At 39.6% G+C, this 16853-nt stretch carries 16 protein-coding genes; 7 read left to right on the top strand and 9 right to left on the bottom strand.

Going from position 1 to position 16853, the window contains the following annotated elements; genetic code table 11:
* Position 1: 1 nt before the first annotated feature.
* From BV902_RS18740 to BV902_RS18730, 3 genes are all read right to left on the bottom strand, one after another.
* A complete protein-coding gene (locus BV902_RS18740; RefSeq protein WP_075993251.1) occupies positions 2-1204 on the bottom strand; it encodes an efflux RND transporter periplasmic adaptor subunit in 1203 nt (400 codons plus the stop codon).
* 78 nt (positions 1205-1282) lie between these two features.
* Positions 1283-1882 carry a TetR/AcrR family transcriptional regulator gene (locus BV902_RS18735; protein ID WP_046674552.1) on the bottom strand — a complete coding sequence of 200 codons (600 nt, stop codon included), beginning with the start codon at positions 1880-1882 and terminating at the stop codon, positions 1283-1285.
* 90 nt (positions 1883-1972) lie between these two features.
* On the bottom strand, positions 1973-3286 hold the full coding sequence (locus tag BV902_RS18730; RefSeq protein ID WP_075993250.1) for an ATP-binding protein: 1314 nt from the start codon (positions 3284-3286) through the stop codon (positions 1973-1975).
* 500 nt (positions 3287-3786) lie between these two features.
* On the opposite strand from BV902_RS18730, the gene BV902_RS18720 reads away from it, so the two are divergent.
* From BV902_RS18720 to BV902_RS18705, 4 genes are all read left to right on the top strand, one after another.
* The gene (locus BV902_RS18720; RefSeq protein WP_075993248.1) at positions 3787-4242 is read left to right on the top strand and encodes a DUF1572 family protein; all 456 of its coding nucleotides are present in this window, start codon (positions 3787-3789) and stop codon (positions 4240-4242) included.
* A gap of 103 nt (positions 4243-4345) precedes the next feature.
* Positions 4346-4630 carry a GNAT family N-acetyltransferase gene (locus tag BV902_RS18715; RefSeq protein WP_075993247.1) on the top strand — a complete coding sequence of 95 codons (285 nt, stop codon included), beginning with the start codon at positions 4346-4348 and terminating at the stop codon, positions 4628-4630.
* Positions 4631-4720: 90 nt separating this feature from the next.
* Positions 4721-7276 (top strand): BamA/TamA family outer membrane protein, encoded by a 2556-nt coding sequence (locus tag BV902_RS18710; protein WP_075993246.1) that lies wholly within the window; start codon positions 4721-4723, stop codon positions 7274-7276.
* A 35-nt stretch (positions 7277-7311) separates the two neighbouring features.
* Positions 7312-8091 (top strand): helix-turn-helix domain-containing protein, encoded by a 780-nt coding sequence (locus BV902_RS18705; protein WP_075993245.1) that lies wholly within the window; start codon positions 7312-7314, stop codon positions 8089-8091.
* Positions 8092-8136: 45 nt separating this feature from the next.
* Here the strand turns inward: BV902_RS18705 and BV902_RS18700 are convergent, their stop codons facing one another.
* Positions 8137-8799 (bottom strand): DUF1349 domain-containing protein, encoded by a 663-nt coding sequence (locus tag BV902_RS18700; RefSeq protein ID WP_075993244.1) that lies wholly within the window; start codon positions 8797-8799, stop codon positions 8137-8139.
* 266 nt (positions 8800-9065) lie between these two features.
* Here BV902_RS18700 and BV902_RS18695 point away from each other — a divergent pair, with 266 nt between their 5' ends.
* Both BV902_RS18695 and BV902_RS18690 read left to right on the top strand, forming a co-directional pair.
* Entirely contained in the window at positions 9066-9674 is a 609-nt protein-coding gene (locus BV902_RS18695) for a class I SAM-dependent methyltransferase (RefSeq protein ID WP_075993243.1), read from the top strand.
* A 10-nt stretch (positions 9675-9684) separates the two neighbouring features.
* Positions 9685-10593, top strand: coding sequence for an NAD(P)/FAD-dependent oxidoreductase (locus BV902_RS18690; protein ID WP_075993242.1), 909 nt, complete (start codon positions 9685-9687; stop codon positions 10591-10593).
* Positions 10594-10700: 107 nt separating this feature from the next.
* Here BV902_RS18690 and BV902_RS28755 read toward each other — a convergent pair whose 3' ends face one another.
* The 3 genes from BV902_RS28755 to BV902_RS18675 all read right to left on the bottom strand — a co-directional run bounded on the left by BV902_RS28755 (position 10701) and on the right by BV902_RS18675 (position 11684).
* The gene (locus BV902_RS28755) at positions 10701-10817 is read right to left on the bottom strand and encodes a DUF418 domain-containing protein (protein WP_075993241.1); all 117 of its coding nucleotides are present in this window, start codon (positions 10815-10817) and stop codon (positions 10701-10703) included.
* Positions 10818-10835: 18 nt separating this feature from the next.
* Positions 10836-11327, bottom strand: coding sequence for a Crp/Fnr family transcriptional regulator (locus tag BV902_RS18680; RefSeq protein WP_237242174.1), 492 nt, complete (start codon positions 11325-11327; stop codon positions 10836-10838).
* A gap of 108 nt (positions 11328-11435) precedes the next feature.
* Entirely contained in the window at positions 11436-11684 is a 249-nt protein-coding gene (locus BV902_RS18675; protein ID WP_237241717.1) for a winged helix-turn-helix transcriptional regulator, read from the bottom strand.
* A gap of 191 nt (positions 11685-11875) precedes the next feature.
* Between BV902_RS18675 and BV902_RS18670 the strand changes: the two genes are divergently transcribed.
* Positions 11876-12475: a nitroreductase family protein gene (locus BV902_RS18670; RefSeq protein ID WP_075993239.1), complete on the top strand. Its 600-nt coding sequence runs from the start codon at positions 11876-11878 to the stop codon at positions 12473-12475.
* 42 nt (positions 12476-12517) lie between these two features.
* Here the strand turns inward: BV902_RS18670 and BV902_RS18665 are convergent, their stop codons facing one another.
* Positions 12518-13462, bottom strand: coding sequence for an MBL fold metallo-hydrolase (locus tag BV902_RS18665; RefSeq protein ID WP_075993238.1), 945 nt, complete (start codon positions 13460-13462; stop codon positions 12518-12520).
* Positions 13463-13525: 63 nt separating this feature from the next.
* Positions 13526-16792: a TonB-dependent receptor gene (locus BV902_RS18660; RefSeq protein WP_075993237.1), complete on the bottom strand. Its 3267-nt coding sequence runs from the start codon at positions 16790-16792 to the stop codon at positions 13526-13528.
* Positions 16793-16853 lie beyond the last annotated feature (61 nt).

Here is a 16853-nt window from a genome sequence, read left to right as displayed (position 1 = left end):
ATTATAATGAATTGATGCTATCTCTTGATAAGGCTTGCGGTGTAATTTTCTGACCATCCTGAAGCAAGTCAATGCCTTTGTAGACAATTCGATCTCCCGCATTCAGTCCTTTACTTACCAGGTAATTTGCACCACTTTTTCCAATGACAGTAATAGGCTGTTGAACAACTTTATTTTCTTTACCAACGGTATAAACGAAGATTTTATCCTGCATTTCAAGGGTAGCAAGTTGTGGTACCAACAATGCTTGTGCATACTTCTTTTGTAGTCTTACACGACCCGTATTTCCGTTGCGTAAAACTCCTTCTGGATTGTTGAACGTTGCACGAAGTGTAATCGCACCGGTATTTTTATCAAACTGCCCGTCCACCATATCTATTTTTCCTTTCTGATCATAAATTGTCTGATCCGAAAGAACTAGGCTGATCGGAGGGAGGTTGTGAAGCTTTTGTTGTAAATTGCTCCCTTCTGTATTGTTTTTGAATGCGATAAAGTCATTTTCTCCCAGTGAGAAATAAACATGAAGATCTCTTACATTTGACAATGCGGTAAGTGGTTGTGCGTCTGTAGGACCAACCAAACTCCCTTGCTTGCGCTGTAATCTACCGATGTATCCTTCGGCTGAAGCCCGTATTAGCGTATATCCGACATTGATTTTTGCAGTTTCAACGGCCGATAGAGCCAATTGTACGTTTGCTTTAGCGGCATTACGTGCGCTAATAGCTGTTTTTAGCTGGAAGTCTGTCAGTACTTTGGTATTCACCAGCTTTGTTTTCTTCTCGACTTCTAACTCCGCATTTTCCAGACTAGCTTTTGCTGCCAGTAGATTTGCCTTCGCCTGGTTTAATTGTTCCTGATAGGGGCGGTCGTTGATCTTGAAAAGTGCTTGACCTTTAGTTACTTTGGCTCCTTCATCGACATAGATGTTTTCCAAAATTCCCTCTACCTGAGGTCTGATCTCAATATTGGCGGAAGCTTCAATAGTCGCTGGATACTCCTGGTAAACCGTCTCGTTACCGTTCTCGATGGTAACGACCGGGAGGTTAACTGGTGGTGGATCAATGGGTTTACTTGTTCCTGTTGAGCAACTGTATAGAAAGATTGCACTCAACACATATGCAGTCTTTACGATATTAATTCGTTTAACACTGTTAAGTGTTGGAACGTAAATCTTTTTAAGACTTGGTGATAAATTTGTTTTCATGTGATATTAAAAATTGAAGTTTTGGTGTATTTAACGGTGTTAGATTTCTTAACGTTGTATTTTTTGCTGTAAAAAAATTTAGTCAGTCAGTGAGCGCGTGATGCCATAAATAGCATCCTTTAATACTTCTTGATTGGTATTGTCGCCATTGCCTTGGTTTACCAGATTGATCGAAATCAATCCATGTATAATAGACCAGTAGGTGAAATACTTTCTACAGATCAATTCTTCGGATGGATTTTTCTCTTTCATGATTTCACGGATGACATCACTTATCAATTTTCCATGGGATTCTGCACATTTATAGGTTTTTTCAAATCCACAACAGGCAGTTCCCACACCGAACATTAACTGATATAATTCCCGTTCTTCGAAGGCGAAATCCCAATAGCTAAACCACATTGCTTCCAATTGTTTCTCCAGATCGGTTTCAGTTGATTTGGCTTGCTTTACTTTTTTGGCAAGTAGGAGATAGCCTTGGTTGGCAAGTTCCATCAAGATGGCATCTTTATTGGCGAAATACTCGTATATCATGGGGGCGGTATATTCGATGATATCTGCAATTTTGCGCATACTTAAGGCCTGCCATCCTTCTTCTTTGACGATTTGGAGCGCAGCATCTAGAATATTGGTTCTATTCTCATCTTTGAGCCGTTGTATACGTTCTTTACTACCCATGCTAATGCGTAAATAATTTAACAGTGTTAGGCAAAAGTGATACTTTTAATTTTATTTATTGACATCTAAAAGTCATTAAATAAAAAGGCCTTATTTTTTCGGTTCCGAAGAAGCGTTTTCAGGGCTTGCAGCAAGGGTTAAAATCTGTTTTATGCGATTTTTTTCTTTCTCAGTTAGGGGAAGTGCCTGTTCGATGATAGGGAGAATTTCCGTACTTTTTTCCGATTGTAATAACAGGTCGATGAAACCAAGATAGGTGCGGATAAGGTCTGTTTTAATGCCGAAGAAAATGCGTGGATCTACAATATATAATTCCTGTACTAATGCTAACAATAGGTTTTTTCTTTTTTTATCCTTTTCCGAGTTGTTGTAGGTGGGTAGTAGGCCCTTTCTTTCAAGATCTGTTAATTTTACCGCGACAGCGTGCTCAAGTACATATTTTTTTTGCTTTCTATCGAGTAAGTCACGTAACTCGGCAAGTAAATTTCGATAAATAACTTGTTTGGCTTTCCCCGAGAAAAGATTATCTTCTGTAGATAGGAGGATATCTTGTTGTTCGAAATGATCAAAGAAAGTAGATTCCACATAGACGGAGTGGTGGAAATTGATCGCGTTATTATTGAAACTGCTAAGTACTTTGGCAATTTCCTTTTTATCACTATTAAGAAAATAATAATAATATCGATCACCAATTTGCTGGTTCCAGCGAATGTAATTGATGGTAAAATGATAAGAGGTATCACGATCCGGGCTATAACCTGTCCACGAAAGCTGGTCTGTCTCCTGGATTAAATGATCATAAACCAACAGCTTTCCATTGACGCGTATGGCGTAATCCCTTTCCTTATTCAAGTAGAGAAACCAACCGAATTCTTGTGCGAGGAAATTGTTAAAGTCATCGCTTTCAAAAAATGTAGCATTAAGTCCAAAAATACCTTCAAGAGTAACTTGGGTTCCTGTATTTTTATGTCCTACTGGTGTGTTTTCACTGATATCGTATTGCTCTTTACTTTCGCGATCGATTTGAATTCGGTAGTTTGAGAAATATTCATCCTTCTGAAAAACAGTATTCCAAATTGCACGTGTTGCAAAAAGCGAGAACGAAAATCGGCCCTTTCCCTTTTTTCCTCTTGTATAGGAGCTGCGTTTGAGGCTGTTCTTTTTTATAGAATCCAAAAAGTTTCCAAATGAGGAAGAAAGCGTCTCTAGGGATATGCCTTCGCCATTGTCCTGTATGCTTATACGATTTATATAGCCTAATTCGTTACTGTCTATGGAGAGTTCGATCTGTGTGGCTTTTGCATCAAATCCATTCCAGATATATTCAGCAATGGCATGTTTAGGGTCTTTGGGAAGTCCTGCAGATTCGATACTTTGGTTGGTTATTTTTGTGCTCCTCTTCATCGTAAAGGCGGTTTAGCTTAAAACTTGTAAAAAAGATGGAAATAATTTGGTCGATTAATTCCATTTCAATGTACACTATTTTTTAGATCTCTTGATTAAAAATGTGAAAAAATAAGCAAGTCCAAAATAGATAATAAGATCGAAAAGAAGATAAATAAAATTGAAACTATTTCGATTCTCAGGTTCTATTGAGCGTTTGCCGCCAATATATTCATAAAAAGGAAATGGAAAGCCTAATCTGTCATTTCCATCGGATGGACTATCGCATTTAGCGAAGAGAATGGTGGCCGCAACTGTTATTACACTAAAAATTACCCAGGTTTTCTTTGGGAAATTTGAAACTATCTTCATGGTTATTGGGCTTTAAGTAGCTTAAAATTACATAATATCATGTGGAGATGTATACTTTTCATTCGTATACATATGGCCATTGACGGCTAAAGTTGATGTGTTGATATAGAAGTTGCTTTTTTGGTAGAAAATATATCTAAATTTAGTCTATGCTTATAGAAACTTTAAAAAACCTTTTCCGACGGGACTTAAACAGGCTGCGTGATGAAATTTCTTTGTACAAACAGGAAGGAAATATATGGCTTATTGAACGTGATATTTCCAATTCAGCTGGCAACCTATGTTTACACCTGATCGGAAATCTTCAAACATATATTGGTGCTGAAATAGGCAAGACGGGGTATATCAGAGATCGAGCGGCTGAGTTTTCGTTAAAAGACATTCCTCGAACACGATTATTAGATCAGATAGATGATACGATTGATGTGGTTACACGTTCTCTGGATCTGTTGTCGGAGGAGAACCTTCTTGAGATATATCCTTTACGCGTGTTTGAGGAAAAAACAACAACGCAGTATTTGCTTGTTCATCTGACCACCCATCTAACTTATCACCTTGGCCAAATAAACTATCACCGGCGACTGCTGGATCAACCTGAGGTATAGTTAATGTATTGGTAAACCTATTCTTGTTCTAAAACATAGGAAACAAATTTATAGTATGGACATATGAAAAGCGGTATTATCTGATGCTCCGGAGCTCGCAACCTTGACCGAACAGCTGGGTTATCCAGCCGATATTCAACTTCATCAGGTCATCAGTATGGAGACTGGTGTTTATGTAGAAATCATTGGCTTGGTTGTCGATGAAAAATATCGAGGTCGGGGGCTAGGTCGATTATTATTGCATACGGCATCTGATTGGTCTAGGTCTCTCGATTGTTACCGTTTGCGTGTAAGATGCAATAGCATTCGGACCGAGAGCCATAAGTTTTATCAAAATAGTGGTTTTATACTAAAAAAGGAGCAGAAAGTTTTTGATTCTTTGCTTTAAAAGGTGAACTTTAGCCCAATTAGATATCGAGACCATCAAACATTCTACCTGTATCGACTGTTGATTTCTCGAAGACCCGACTTAGATAAAATGAGAAGAATCTTTACATTAATTGCCTGTTGCTGTGTTTTTAATTCGCATGCACAACGTATGGACAGTATTACCACGGTGATCGCACCTGAATATGACCGAGTGGGTTTACTGCATCGATTTTGGCTTGGAGATAGTTATCGTAAATTATATAATACTCCTGTTAAGATGCGTGTGATGGATCTCGCTACAGAGCGGGGCGGGCTTCAGATTGTTAAGTTGGGTGGTGGCATGCAGACACAGTCACTTCGACTGGTAGATTCTATGGGTAGGGAGTGGGTTCTTAGGTCTATTCAGAAATACCCTGAACGTAGCCTACCGGAAAGCCTTCGAAAGACATTTGCAAAAGATATCGTACAAGATCAGATTTCGATACATCATCCATTTGGTGCATTGACCGTTCCGCCATTTAATAAAGCCTTAGGTATTCCTTCAGCTTCGCCAGAACTGGTTTTTGTAGGAGATGACCCTAGGTTCGGCGAGTATCGTGAGGTATTTAAAAATAGGGCCTATATGTTTGAGGCGCGTACACCTTTTGAGGATCAAAAAACAGATAATAGCGCAAAAGTCATGCGTAAAGTGTTGGAAGACAATGATACGCAAATTGATCAGAAGCTCACGCTACGTGCGCGGATGCTCGACTTTACGCTTGGGGACTGGGATCGTCATCAAGATAATTGGCGTTGGGATCCCGAAAAAGAAAAAGGTAAAAAGATCTATACTCCCGTCCCAAGGGATCGGGATAAGGTATATTATAAAACTTCGGGTGTATTTCCCACATTACTTTCCTATCAATGGCTGAAGGCTCATTTGCAACCCTTTAGTCCACATATCCGAAATGTGCCCCATTGGAATTTTAATGCGAGTACTTTTGATCATTTTTTTCTCACTCATCTTACAGAGGATGAATGGATTGACGAAATACAGTTTGTTCAGAAAACACTGACGGATTCGTTGATTCATCAAGCGATGTTAACGATGCCTGATACAATTGTGAGAATGAGTGCGAATGAATTGGAAACAAATATTCGTTCAAGAAGGGACGAGCTGATGGAAAGCGGACTGACCTACTATCGATTTCTTGCGCGTGTCGTTGAACTACCATTGTCCGCCAAATCTGAATTTGTGGATGTCGATTACAATAAGGATGGCTCGGTCACTGTCAATATCCATAACAAGAAAAAAGATGGTACCGAAGGGCGAAAACTGCTAAAACGCACCTTTGTACCTGATCAGACCAAAGAAGTTCGTATATATGGCATATCGGGCACTGACGAATATAAGTTACATGGATCGGGCAAATCGTCCATAAAGATCCGGCTAATCGGGGGGGATGGACAGAATCTATATCGTACAACTGATAAATTTGCCAATGGCAGCAAAGTTTATATCTATGATGGTAAAAATCAGGTGCCGGGTGCTATGCAGGTTGATGATGCTATTCATCTGAAGTTGAGCAAAGACAGCGCTGTCCATAAGTTTGACTATGAAAATTTTATCTATGATCGTAAAGGGGTCGTTTTTAACCTAGATTATGGGGTTGATCGTGGACTTATTTTTGGACTGGGGTATATGATCGAGAATCAGGGGTTCAGAAAGAAGCCTTATGCCTATCGGCATCAGTTTCTTGGAAGTTATTTGACTGGTCGCGAATCATTTATGTTTGATTACAAAGGGAATTATAAAGATTTCATTGCAGGGCATGATCTTTATATTCATCTTTCGTCCCTTGGTCCCAAAAACCTGAGTAATTTCTTTGGATATGGAAACAATACTATTTTCGATAAATCGGATTCAAAGCGCATTTCGTATTACCGAAATCGATTTGATCTTGTGAGCGGTGACATTTTTCTGGAAAAGTTCCTAGAACCTAAATTCAAGGTGTTCTATGGATCTTCTTCCGAATATTATACGAGTAAAGAATCGAATAATGTTGGACGTTATTTTGAGGAATTCCATCAAAAATATCCATCGGAACCTATCTATGGGAGTAATTTCTTCACTGGGCTTACTGGCGGGATAGATTATGATACACGTGATAATATGGCCAATCCTAAATCTGGAGTACACATACATACCAGGCTGGGCTGGAATGCTGAAATTGGAGGGGAGGGCCGCAACTATACAAAATTGCAGCATTCCATGAGTTTTTATAAAACGGTTGCAGACAACTATATTACTTTCGCAAATCGTGTGGGATTTGATGCGGTATGGGGAGATCCCTATTTTTATCAGCATGCGCAAATTGGAGGGGAAATGAGCTTAAGAGGGTATAATTCCCGACGGTTCACTGGGAAAACAGCGCTTTATAATAATTTTGACATGCGATTAAAATTATTTAGCTACTCTTCTTACATCGTCCCTGGAACAGTCGGGGCAATTGGTTTTTATGATGTCGGAAGGGTATGGATGAGTCATGAAAATTCCAATGACTGGCATATGGGGTACGGCGGCGGAATTTATTTTATGCCTGGAGACCTGCTCACTATCCAGGGGGTAGTCGGTTTTAGTAAAGAAGCAACCTTGCCTTATCTTCGCGTTGGACTTTCTTTTTAAAGACCTAAAATGAAGCTTTTTAAGTGTGAAATGAAATGAAATCGGAGATCAAAAAAAAATTAGATAAGAATTTTTCGGAGCGTGGACTACGAAATAGCAGCATTGATTTATCTGTGCTAAAACACTATAAGAGTTACGCAAAAACTTTTGCCGACATTCATAATGGTATAGCTGTACTGAGTGACCTGACAGCGAACTGGAGTTATACCTATATCGGAACAATTGCGGAGCGACTTCATCTTCCTGCAGGTGAAAAGAAAATGGAAATAAACGGTATTTGGGAAGATTTTCTGCTCGAACGTGTTTACCCCGACGATTTGGCCATTAAGCATGCTTTGGAGCTTCAATTTCTTGACTTGGTCAAAAAAATGGATCTAGCGGAGCGATTCAATTATCAAGCAAATAGCGTCCTGCGGGTCGAGGGGCGAGAGGGGCAAATCATGCAGCTGTTCCATCAAATTTTTTACTTAGACACCCCGGGACCGGAATTTCCACAGTTGGCTTTATGCTGTTATACGCTATTACCAGAAACTGAAACATCAGTCAATCTCCGAAATTATATTGTCAATCAGGTAACGGGCGTTGTCCATCACCTGGATGGTTATGGCACAAAAACTTCGATTAGCACACGCGAGAAAGAAATTTTAAGTTGTATCAAGGAGGGAATGATTAGCAAGCGAATTGCCGAAAAACTAGGCCTGAGCATAAATACAGTTAATCGGCATCGGCAAAATATACTCCAAAAGCTTCGTGTACGAAATTCATATGAAGCAGTGAGTGTGTTTAACAAGATGCAGCAGGATATACTGACTTAAGATAACGCCCACCTATGCGACTGTCTTAGGCGGGCGTCGGTATTTTTAGTTTGAATTATTCTCTTTCAGCCATTTGCTTCGACGTTGATCTGCAAGGTGTTTGATCGTAAAATAATCAAATTTGGCCTGAAAGCCATTGCCGTCTGGTGAAGCTGCCATTAGACCGACCATAACAGGGTGATTATCCTGTAGCCAGGCATTTCTCATCATGATATACTCCTTGTCATCAAAGGAATAGAAAAATTCTACAGCATCTAATCGACGTATCGCTTTGATCCAGATGTAGGGGATTTCCTTATCGATCGGAACAATGCTCCAATCACTTGTTTTATGCGTAACGACCGTACTTAAATTGTATTTTCCGTCAACAAATTCGATTCCTGCTTTTATATAGTTTTCATGATCAATGCGCAGCATAATACCTGCTTGATCGAACCGGGTTTGATAGTTCGCCGAGATCTTCGCCTTGACTTCAAACTCTCCCCCGCGTAGCGTATAGAAAAAGGGGGCGTCATCTACTGTAAATCCATAATGAGAGATACGCCAATAATCGCTTTTAGGCGTAACGAACATCGAAAGCGAATTGTCTTTGATGTTCCATTCTGTTGGTTCGTTAAACCAAAGCATCTTATCCAATTTTTGTGCGCTGGCCTGTATCGTAAGCAATGGAAATAATGAAGCTGCTAAAAATGTCTTTATAGTTTTCATGTTTTTGTTTTTGTGATGATATTCATTTTCATCAGCAAAGATATTTAAGCATAGCACAGGTTTTCAATACTGATAAATAACCATGATTTCAATAATTCATCCTATTGTAATTTATTTGCAATTTAATTGCATTTAATGTTTTTGCTACATAGTTGCAATAGTGAAAAATACTATCTTCGCTGAGTTGACTTTTAATCCATTGTAGTACCGAATTGGTATAGCCAACAGGATCGATTTCAATTTTAAACAATGTAAGCAACAGTAGTATGGAATTTTGGGAACGTAATTTTATAGAGAAGCAAGAAATGTGGGGGGATGAAGCCGCAAAGTCTACAATTTTTGCATTAGGCTTTTTTTTGGAGCACAACATCAAACATATACTGATTCCTGGGTTCGGCTACGGTCGCAACGGTCGCCCTTTTTTGGAAAATGGAATAAAAATTACAGGCATTGAGATCTCGAAAACGGCAATAGAGCTCGCCCGGAAATCCTTTGGGGCAGATACGGTTATCCATCATGGTTCAGTTAATGAAATGCCTTTTGATCAGGATATATATGACGGTGTATTTTGTTACGGGCTTATTCATTTATTGGATGCTGAAGAACGTAATGCGTTAATCCAGCATTGTTTTGACCAATTAGCTGAAGGCGGTTATATGATTTTTACGACCGTATCAAAGCAGGCAGGCATCTACGGAAAAGGGGAGGCCATAGGCACTGATCGATTTGCAATGTTTGCTGGAGTACATATGTTCTTTTACGATGTTGATTCCATTCATGCCGAATTCGATCCCTATGGATTAATGGAAATTAGGGAAGTGGAGGAAAATTTTCCATTCTACTTCATCATTTGTCAGAAGAGGATTAATATTTAATAATGTATATATGAAAGATGATAGAAGCTATGAGGTAATTATTGTTGGGGGAAGTTATGCGGGGCTTTCTGCAGCGATGGCATTGGGACGTTCCTTGCGGAATGTGTTGATTATCGATAGTGGGCTACCTTGTAATCGACAGACGCCGCACTCCCATAATTTCATCACGCATGATGGTGAAAAGCCGCTCAGTATAGCGAAAAAAGCAAGGGAAGAAGTCCTGAACTACCCGAGTGTCAAGTTCCATAAAGGGCTTGCTGTGAGCGGCACGAAGACAGCTACAGGGTATGAAATAACGACCGAAAATGGGGACGTCTTTCAGGCTAAAAAGCTCATTTTTGCGACCGGTGTGGAAGATATTATGCCTAGTATACAGGGATTTTCAGCTTGTTGGGGAATTTCCGTTATCCATTGCCCATATTGTCACGGTTATGAATTTCGAAAAGGAAAAACTGCTATTATGGCCAATGGTGAAAGAGCTCTTCACCTTGCAGGTTTGGTTCACAATCTGTCATCCGACTTAACGCTATTGACTTTGGGTAAGGCTAGTTTTGATGTTAAGCAGAAAGCAAAACTGAAGTTACACGGTATTTCGATTATTGAAGAAGAAATAGGTAAAATCCAGCACAAGAATGGATGGGTTCAGCAGGTACAATTAAAAAACGGCCGTGAACTTGCCTTTGATGCTGTTTATGCGGCCATTCCTTTCAGGCAACATTCGGCTATTCCTGCCGCACTAGGTTGTGAAATAACGGAACAGGGACATATCAAAATAGATAATTTTCAAAAAACTTCACTTGCAGGAGTTTTTGCCTGTGGAGATAATTCTAGTATGATGCGTTCGGTGGCGAATGCTGTTGCTACAGGAAACCTAGCTGGAGCAATGGTTAATAAAGAACTTGTCGACGAGGTTTTTTAGTGGCAGCATTGATCTGTTTTCCGGCTGTAATCGCACTTTGTTAATTTATCAGGAAGTTTATATCACAAAAACTTCCTGATGCGTAAATGCTGTCTTTAAGCGTGTCCCTAGTTCGATGCTTGTCTTAAAAGAAATTCAAATGGACCGTTCTTAAATTTTTTTGTCCAAATTTTGCTAAAATAATAGCTGCCGATAAAATAGGTCGATGATAGGAAGAGAATCATCCCTGGTGATAAGAATAATTAGATTTTTGTACGGACCCTGCTTAATGTTTCCAGGGAAATTCCCAGATAAGAAGCAATATAGGTAAGCGGTATATGGCGTATGAAATCTGGCTGTTCCTTAAGGAGTAGCTTATACTTTTCCATGGCGCTGAGGGTGTGAAATTCAAATAGACGCTTTTCTAACCACATTGTATAGTATTCTGTCATTAAAAGATCGAGTTGAATGCGTTGAGGATGATTTATTTTGAGATACTGAAAAGCGTGTTTATCCATACACGAGACAGTAACGTCTGTAATTGCCTGAATAAACTCCCTGCTAGGCTGATTCGAAACATAACTGCTAAAGGCGACTGCGAGATCATGTTTAAAAAGTAGCTCAGTCGTTACTTCTTTTTTCTCATTCATATAGTATTTCCTCGTAATACCTTCCTCTATCCAAAAGCTAGACTTACAGACCTCACCTTGGTATAAAAGAAATTCGCCCTTTTTGTATTTTTTGGTTTTGGAAATGGCCTGTAATGCTGAGTCTGTTTCCGCATCAAAACCGTCAATTAAAGCATTGATTTTTTTAGATGCTCATTCATTATAGCTGATTTGAGTGATCGAAAGTTGCTGACGTTACATTTGTTGAATCCGTTCGGTCCGACCCGCCGTTTCTCTTCCCCACTCAGCAATCGACTCGAGTAGTGGAACAAGTGTTTTTCCGAATTCTGTCAGTTCGTAATCTACTTTCAGAGGAGCTTTGTCGGTATGTACTGTACGTTTTACTAAACCATCAGCCTCAAGTTCCTTTAATTGTAAGCTTAATGTACGCTCTGTAATTAAGGCGCATTCTTTTCTTAGCTCATTATAGCGTTTTTTTTTCAATTAAATGGATCAAAATTACTGCCTTCCACTTGCCGCCTATGTATTTCATAGTCAGGCTGGTACTGCATGGATATTGTTTGTTGTCTATCAAATACATCTGTTACTATCAAGTTTGACCGTTATTGCAAATATATAACACTATATTTAAGTTTGCAACTATAAAAAATATAGTTAATTTAATCTTGTATATTATGGATTTTTTAGAAACTGCAAAGCAACGTTACACAACGAAAAAGTATAATTCAGAAGCGCTAATTCCGGAGGAGAAAATCGCTGAATTAAAGGAAATAATCCGATTGAGTCCATCTTCCATCAATAGCCAGCCATGGAAGTTTTTCTTTGTTTCTTCTGCGGACATGAAACAAAAACTCGCTGCCGCATCCTATTGGAACGCACAGAAGATAAATGAGGCAAGCCATCTGGTTGTCTTTAGTGCACTTACTGATGTAGATCGCTTTGAAGAGCAAATCGCAAACACGCTTCCAGAGGGATCGATTAATTACTATAAGCAATTTTTGCAGTCGAAAGGGGAGGTCCATGTTCAATCCTGGATGAAGCAACAAGTGTATCTTTCTTTGGGATTTTTCCTTGCAGCCTGTGCTGCAAATCATATTGACGCAACCCCAATGGAAGGAATTGAAAATTCCGTCTACGATGAAATACTGGAACTCGATGGCTATCAGACGCTGTTTGCAGTTGCTATTGGCTATCGACATGTGGAGGATGCAAATCAGCCTGCCATTACCGCAAAATCACGCTTGACAATTGCAGATATAATTGAAGAGTTCTAGGTAAAAAAAGATGAAACCACTATCGGTTTCATCTTTTTTACATTAGTTTAAACTTATCTTTTTGCCCTGTTCGGGGAAAATATAATTTACTTTAAGTGGATTATTCTTGAGCAATTCGTTTTTAATGATTTCAGGGTTGTCACCAGTTGGTTTTCGGTGTGTGACCACTATGCTTAGCCCTTGCAAGTTTTTCAGTCCCGTTTTTTCTTTGAGCTTTAGCAGTTCTTCTAGCAACAAATTGGGGGTTAGGTGACCAAAGAGTAAATTTTCCGGTTGATTATTTGGAAAGGAGACTTCAATCAATATACTGTTTAATTGTTTGTTTTTGATCAGTGGGGCAATGGTATTCCAGAGCTTATCTAGCTGATCGGATTTTTCCACCCGATCGGCACCGGTATCACCAAGGTAAAGGAGATAGTGGTTGTCGTAGTGGACGAGGGCAGCACTACTTTTATATGGATTTACATGGCTCAGCTCGTATGCCGTCAAAGATAATGTCGTATTTGGTACTTGCGTTTCCAGCCCCTCTTGTAAACTGTTGTAATGATACTTTCCTAGTATGGGTTTTTGGCCCTGATCCCCAAAATTGATCCAGGTATCCGTGATAAAGTAGTGATTTTGTAGAATTTGAAGGACGGGATCAATAGCGAAAATGTTCTTTTTGCTATCGGCAGGAGAATTAATAATAAGACCCGATAAATGATCGAGATGTCCATGGGAAATGAAATATCCCTTTATTTGGTTATGTAAAATTGTTTCGACCGAACCATTTAGACTTTTCAATGCAATGGCTTTTCTGATGCCTGTATTTATGGTTCCGGCATCGAGGCAAAGGAAGGCCGTGTCTTTTGGAGTTCCTACTAAATAAGCAGAAAGATTGTCTTCTTGTTCGCCACCATATATTCCCAGCGGGACAAGGTCAAAATGCTGTGCCTGACAGGTCATGGTCACAAGAAGTGTAAAAATGGAAAGCGCTAGTTTTTTCATGATTATTAAACTAAAAACCCATCCTTTGTTATAGGATGGGTTCAAATTTACACTATTTTTTGTTTATTGGTTGAATCGGTAACGTACACCCAGCTGAATTCTCCAGCGTGAAGTTTCATCCACACTGTTCGAGAAAGTGTTGGTTAAAGGAATCTGATTTGTTGCATCTAAATAAGGGAATGAGAATGTCGGTTGTCCCTGTGCATTCAATCCTTTGTAATTTAAGATACCGTTTGCTTTGTTGGCAAATTGGGCAACTCCCCAGCTTTTGTTGATCATATTACCGAAATTAAATACATCAAAGGTAATCTGCAATTGATGTTTCTTTCCGCTGGTATTTAAAAACACATCTTGCGCAATACGAATATCCAGTGTTCCGATCATTTTTCCTACCAATGCGTTACGTTTCGCGTATTGGCCTCTGTGCGCATTCAGGTAATTGTCCTGATTAATGTAGCCGTTCAATTGAGACCATAGTTGATCAGCTGTCCGAGTGTCTTGCGCATTGTCGCCAACAAGAGCAATTTCAGCTTTACTATTCGGGATATAAATCAAGTCATTGCCCGACAAACCATCATTATTCAGGTCACCGCCATAGGTATAGGAGTAACGAGGCCCATCCTGCAGTTGATAAAATAAGGAGAATGTCGTTCCTAAATGATCCAGGTATTCTTTACGATAAGAGAAGTTGGCAATAAATCTATTTTTAACCAGATAAGTCGAATAAGAAAGATCAGCACTATTTGGATTGCCCGAAACATAACGATCACGCCACATCGACTGTGCAATAGATCCCCCATCGTTCACAGATCTTGAATCTGTATAGGTATAACCGATATTTGCAAAGAAACCACCTTTGAATTCTTTCGATAATGTTCCCGTCAGGGTGTAGCTATAGCCTTTTGATGTATTGGACATCACAATAGCATCCGAAATGTTAGGATTTTCAGGAGTCGGTTGTGCGGCGCCATAGATACGTGGTGTTGTATAACGCATACGGTTATCGGCACCAGCTAAAGATTTTCCATCCGTTGTATTTAGATTGACGTTACGGAAATAAACCGAATTGATATCTTTCGAATACATGGCTTCAAAAGTACCAATAACACCGCCCGGTAATTTTTGGTCAACGGCAAGGTTCGTTCTCCAAAGCTGCATAAATTTGAAGTTATTATCCGTTACCGCCAGGTTATAACTCGAGTTGTTGGCTGCAGTTTGGTGGTTCACGTTGCGATAAGCATCCACATCAGGTGTAAACGGTCTATTTGTTGGATTATTGATGGATTCAGAACCAAACATGACACCATTATTGCCGGCCTGATTAGAAATCCATACTAATGGCGGACGACCTGTAAAGATTCCCGATCCACCACGTACCTGTGTTTGATTTGTTCCATTGACATTCCAATTAAATCCAATTCGTGGCGACCAAAGAATTGCACTCTTTGGATATTTTGATACATCGATCTTTTCACCTTGATCAAAATTCAACTTGGTTACATTATCATTTTTCAGTTCATTGGGGGATGATATGTTCGTCAAATCGGCTCTCAATCCAGCAGTCAATTTAAAATGATCATTTACAGCATAGGCATCCTGTGCATATAGGCCAAACATACGTGCTGAAATCTCTGCATAAGGAAATGATCCATCAGGTAAAACAGAATACTGGATTTGGTATTTGGTTGCGTTAGAAACATTATTTTTTGCAGAGTTGTAGAAATCATCTAAACTGGCAAATGTATAGGCACCATAATAGTTCGGTGCAAATCCATTGGTGGTTTTGTAGTTTTCAAAATTGGCACCCAATGTAATCTCATGTTTTCCGGCATAAATATTAAAGTTGTTGGTAGCTTGAAATACCTTCGTCTTTAAACTATTAAATGCTGTAAATGGCTCGTAACCAAATGCTGTCATGCTACTACCGTCGGGGTTCATGATGTCTACCAAAGGAAATGGCTGACCACCTTTGGATTCCCTAAAATCGTTCATGACATTGTAACCTACGGTCAATGAATTTGAATATTTGCTATTGATACGTGTGCGTAATTCTAAATTCACATTGTCCATATTGTTGTTTATACCGTAGCCTGCTGAGCTGAAAGGTAGGCCAAGGTTGGACGGTTGCCGATTATTTTTGGGCGCACCACTATTGGACGGTAGGATGTCGCGATAGGAACGAAAGTAGAAATATTTGGCGCTTAAAGTATTTTTTTGATCGATATTGTAATCTAATTTAACGGAAAATTTGTCACTGCGTGTATCTAAAGGATAATCTTGATAAGATCCAGGATTATAGCCGATCGATTTTAGGTAGTTGGCTAGATCATCAAGTTTTTCCGCAGATACGGTTGAAACATTCGGCCCCGTATTTCCTCCACGTGAAGCTATAAAATTTGTTCCTGGGTCTGTTCTTCGCTCAAGCTCACCGCTTGCAAAAAAGAAAAGCTTGTTTTTGATAATTGGTCCACCCACGGTAAAACCATAGCCTTTTAAGCTGAAGTTGTTGACTGGTGCTCTTAACCCGGCCGAATTGTATTTGTTGACTAAATTCTGATTTCTGAAATAATAATTTAACGAACCTTGTACTTCGTTTGTACCGCTTCTTGTTACAGCATTGATTGCAGCACCGGTAAAACCATTTTGTCTGACGTCATAAGGAGCGATGTTTACTGAAATCTCCTCAAAGGCGTCCATATTGATGGGTTGCGAGTTTGTTTGACTTCCGATAGTTCCCTGTAATCCAAAAGCATTATTAAATAGCGCTCCGTCGATCGTAAAGTTATTTGCAAGGTTGCTTCTTCCCGCAAAAGAAGGATTACCGTATTGCATCGAAAATTGAGGGGTCAGTTTGACAAAATCTGTAAAGCTTCGATTGAGTGTAGGTAGATTTTGAATCGCTGTTCTGGAAATGTTTTGTGCTGCACCTGTTCGGCCGGAGTTGAAGACTTTTCCCTGTCTCGTTCCTACAACGACAGCTTCATCCAGCACTTGCGATGCGGACTGCATCTGAATATCTAATGTTGAGCTTTGTCCCAAAGCTAGTTTCTCGATCTGCTTGATATTGGGTGAATGCCCCAGATAAGTTACGGTGATTTGATAAGGGCCACCAATTCTCATATTGGGGAGATTGTAGCGACCGTCACTTCGCGATGAAGTAACGTACTTTGTCCCAGAAGGTAAATGTATGGCTTCAATTGTCGCCCCATTGATTGGCGAATTTCCCTCTCTGACGGTTCCATTCAGAGCAGAGGTGGTTTCATTTTGCGCATAGGTAAGTGATGTACCAATTGTGCTTAGCAAAATGCTGGTAATCAAATGTTTTCTCATTTGTTTTGTAGCTGTTTAAATGACTAGGTGATTTTTAAACCGCGATAAAGGTAGGAGAGTA

Source organism: Sphingobacterium sp. B29 (assembly GCF_001952815.1).
Classification (GTDB): Bacteria; Bacteroidota; Bacteroidia; order Sphingobacteriales; family Sphingobacteriaceae; genus Sphingobacterium; species Sphingobacterium siyangense.
This window is presented reverse-complemented; position numbering and strand designations above follow the sequence as displayed.

Excerpts from the sequence above, each read along its gene's own strand:
- BV902_RS18690 (WP_075993242.1), top strand. The coding sequence starts at position 9,685 with ATGAAAGATGATAGAAGCTATGAGGTAATTATTGTTGGGGGAAGTTAT.
- BV902_RS18710 (WP_075993246.1), top strand. The coding sequence starts at position 4,721 with ATGAGAAGAATCTTTACATTAATTGCCTGTTGCTGTGTTTTTAATTCG.
- BV902_RS18735 (WP_046674552.1), bottom strand. The coding sequence starts at position 1,882 with ATGGGTAGTAAAGAACGTATACAACGGCTCAAAGATGAGAATAGAACC.
- BV902_RS18720 (WP_075993248.1), top strand. The coding sequence starts at position 3,787 with ATGCTTATAGAAACTTTAAAAAACCTTTTCCGACGGGACTTAAACAGG.
- BV902_RS18695 (WP_075993243.1), top strand. The coding sequence starts at position 9,066 with ATGGAATTTTGGGAACGTAATTTTATAGAGAAGCAAGAAATGTGGGGG.
- BV902_RS18705 (WP_075993245.1), top strand. The coding sequence starts at position 7,312 with ATGAAATCGGAGATCAAAAAAAAATTAGATAAGAATTTTTCGGAGCGT.
- BV902_RS18740 (WP_075993251.1), bottom strand. The coding sequence starts at position 1,204 with ATGAAAACAAATTTATCACCAAGTCTTAAAAAGATTTACGTTCCAACA.
- BV902_RS18660 (WP_075993237.1), bottom strand. The coding sequence starts at position 16,792 with ATGAGAAAACATTTGATTACCAGCATTTTGCTAAGCACAATTGGTACA.
- BV902_RS18730 (WP_075993250.1), bottom strand. The coding sequence starts at position 3,286 with ATGAAGAGGAGCACAAAAATAACCAACCAAAGTATCGAATCTGCAGGA.
- BV902_RS18700 (WP_075993244.1), bottom strand. The coding sequence starts at position 8,799 with ATGAAAACTATAAAGACATTTTTAGCAGCTTCATTATTTCCATTGCTT.
- BV902_RS18665 (WP_075993238.1), bottom strand. The coding sequence starts at position 13,462 with ATGAAAAAACTAGCGCTTTCCATTTTTACACTTCTTGTGACCATGACC.
- BV902_RS28755 (WP_075993241.1), bottom strand. The coding sequence starts at position 10,817 with ATGATTCTCTTCCTATCATCGACCTATTTTATCGGCAGCTATTATTTT.
- BV902_RS18670 (WP_075993239.1), top strand. The coding sequence starts at position 11,876 with ATGGATTTTTTAGAAACTGCAAAGCAACGTTACACAACGAAAAAGTAT.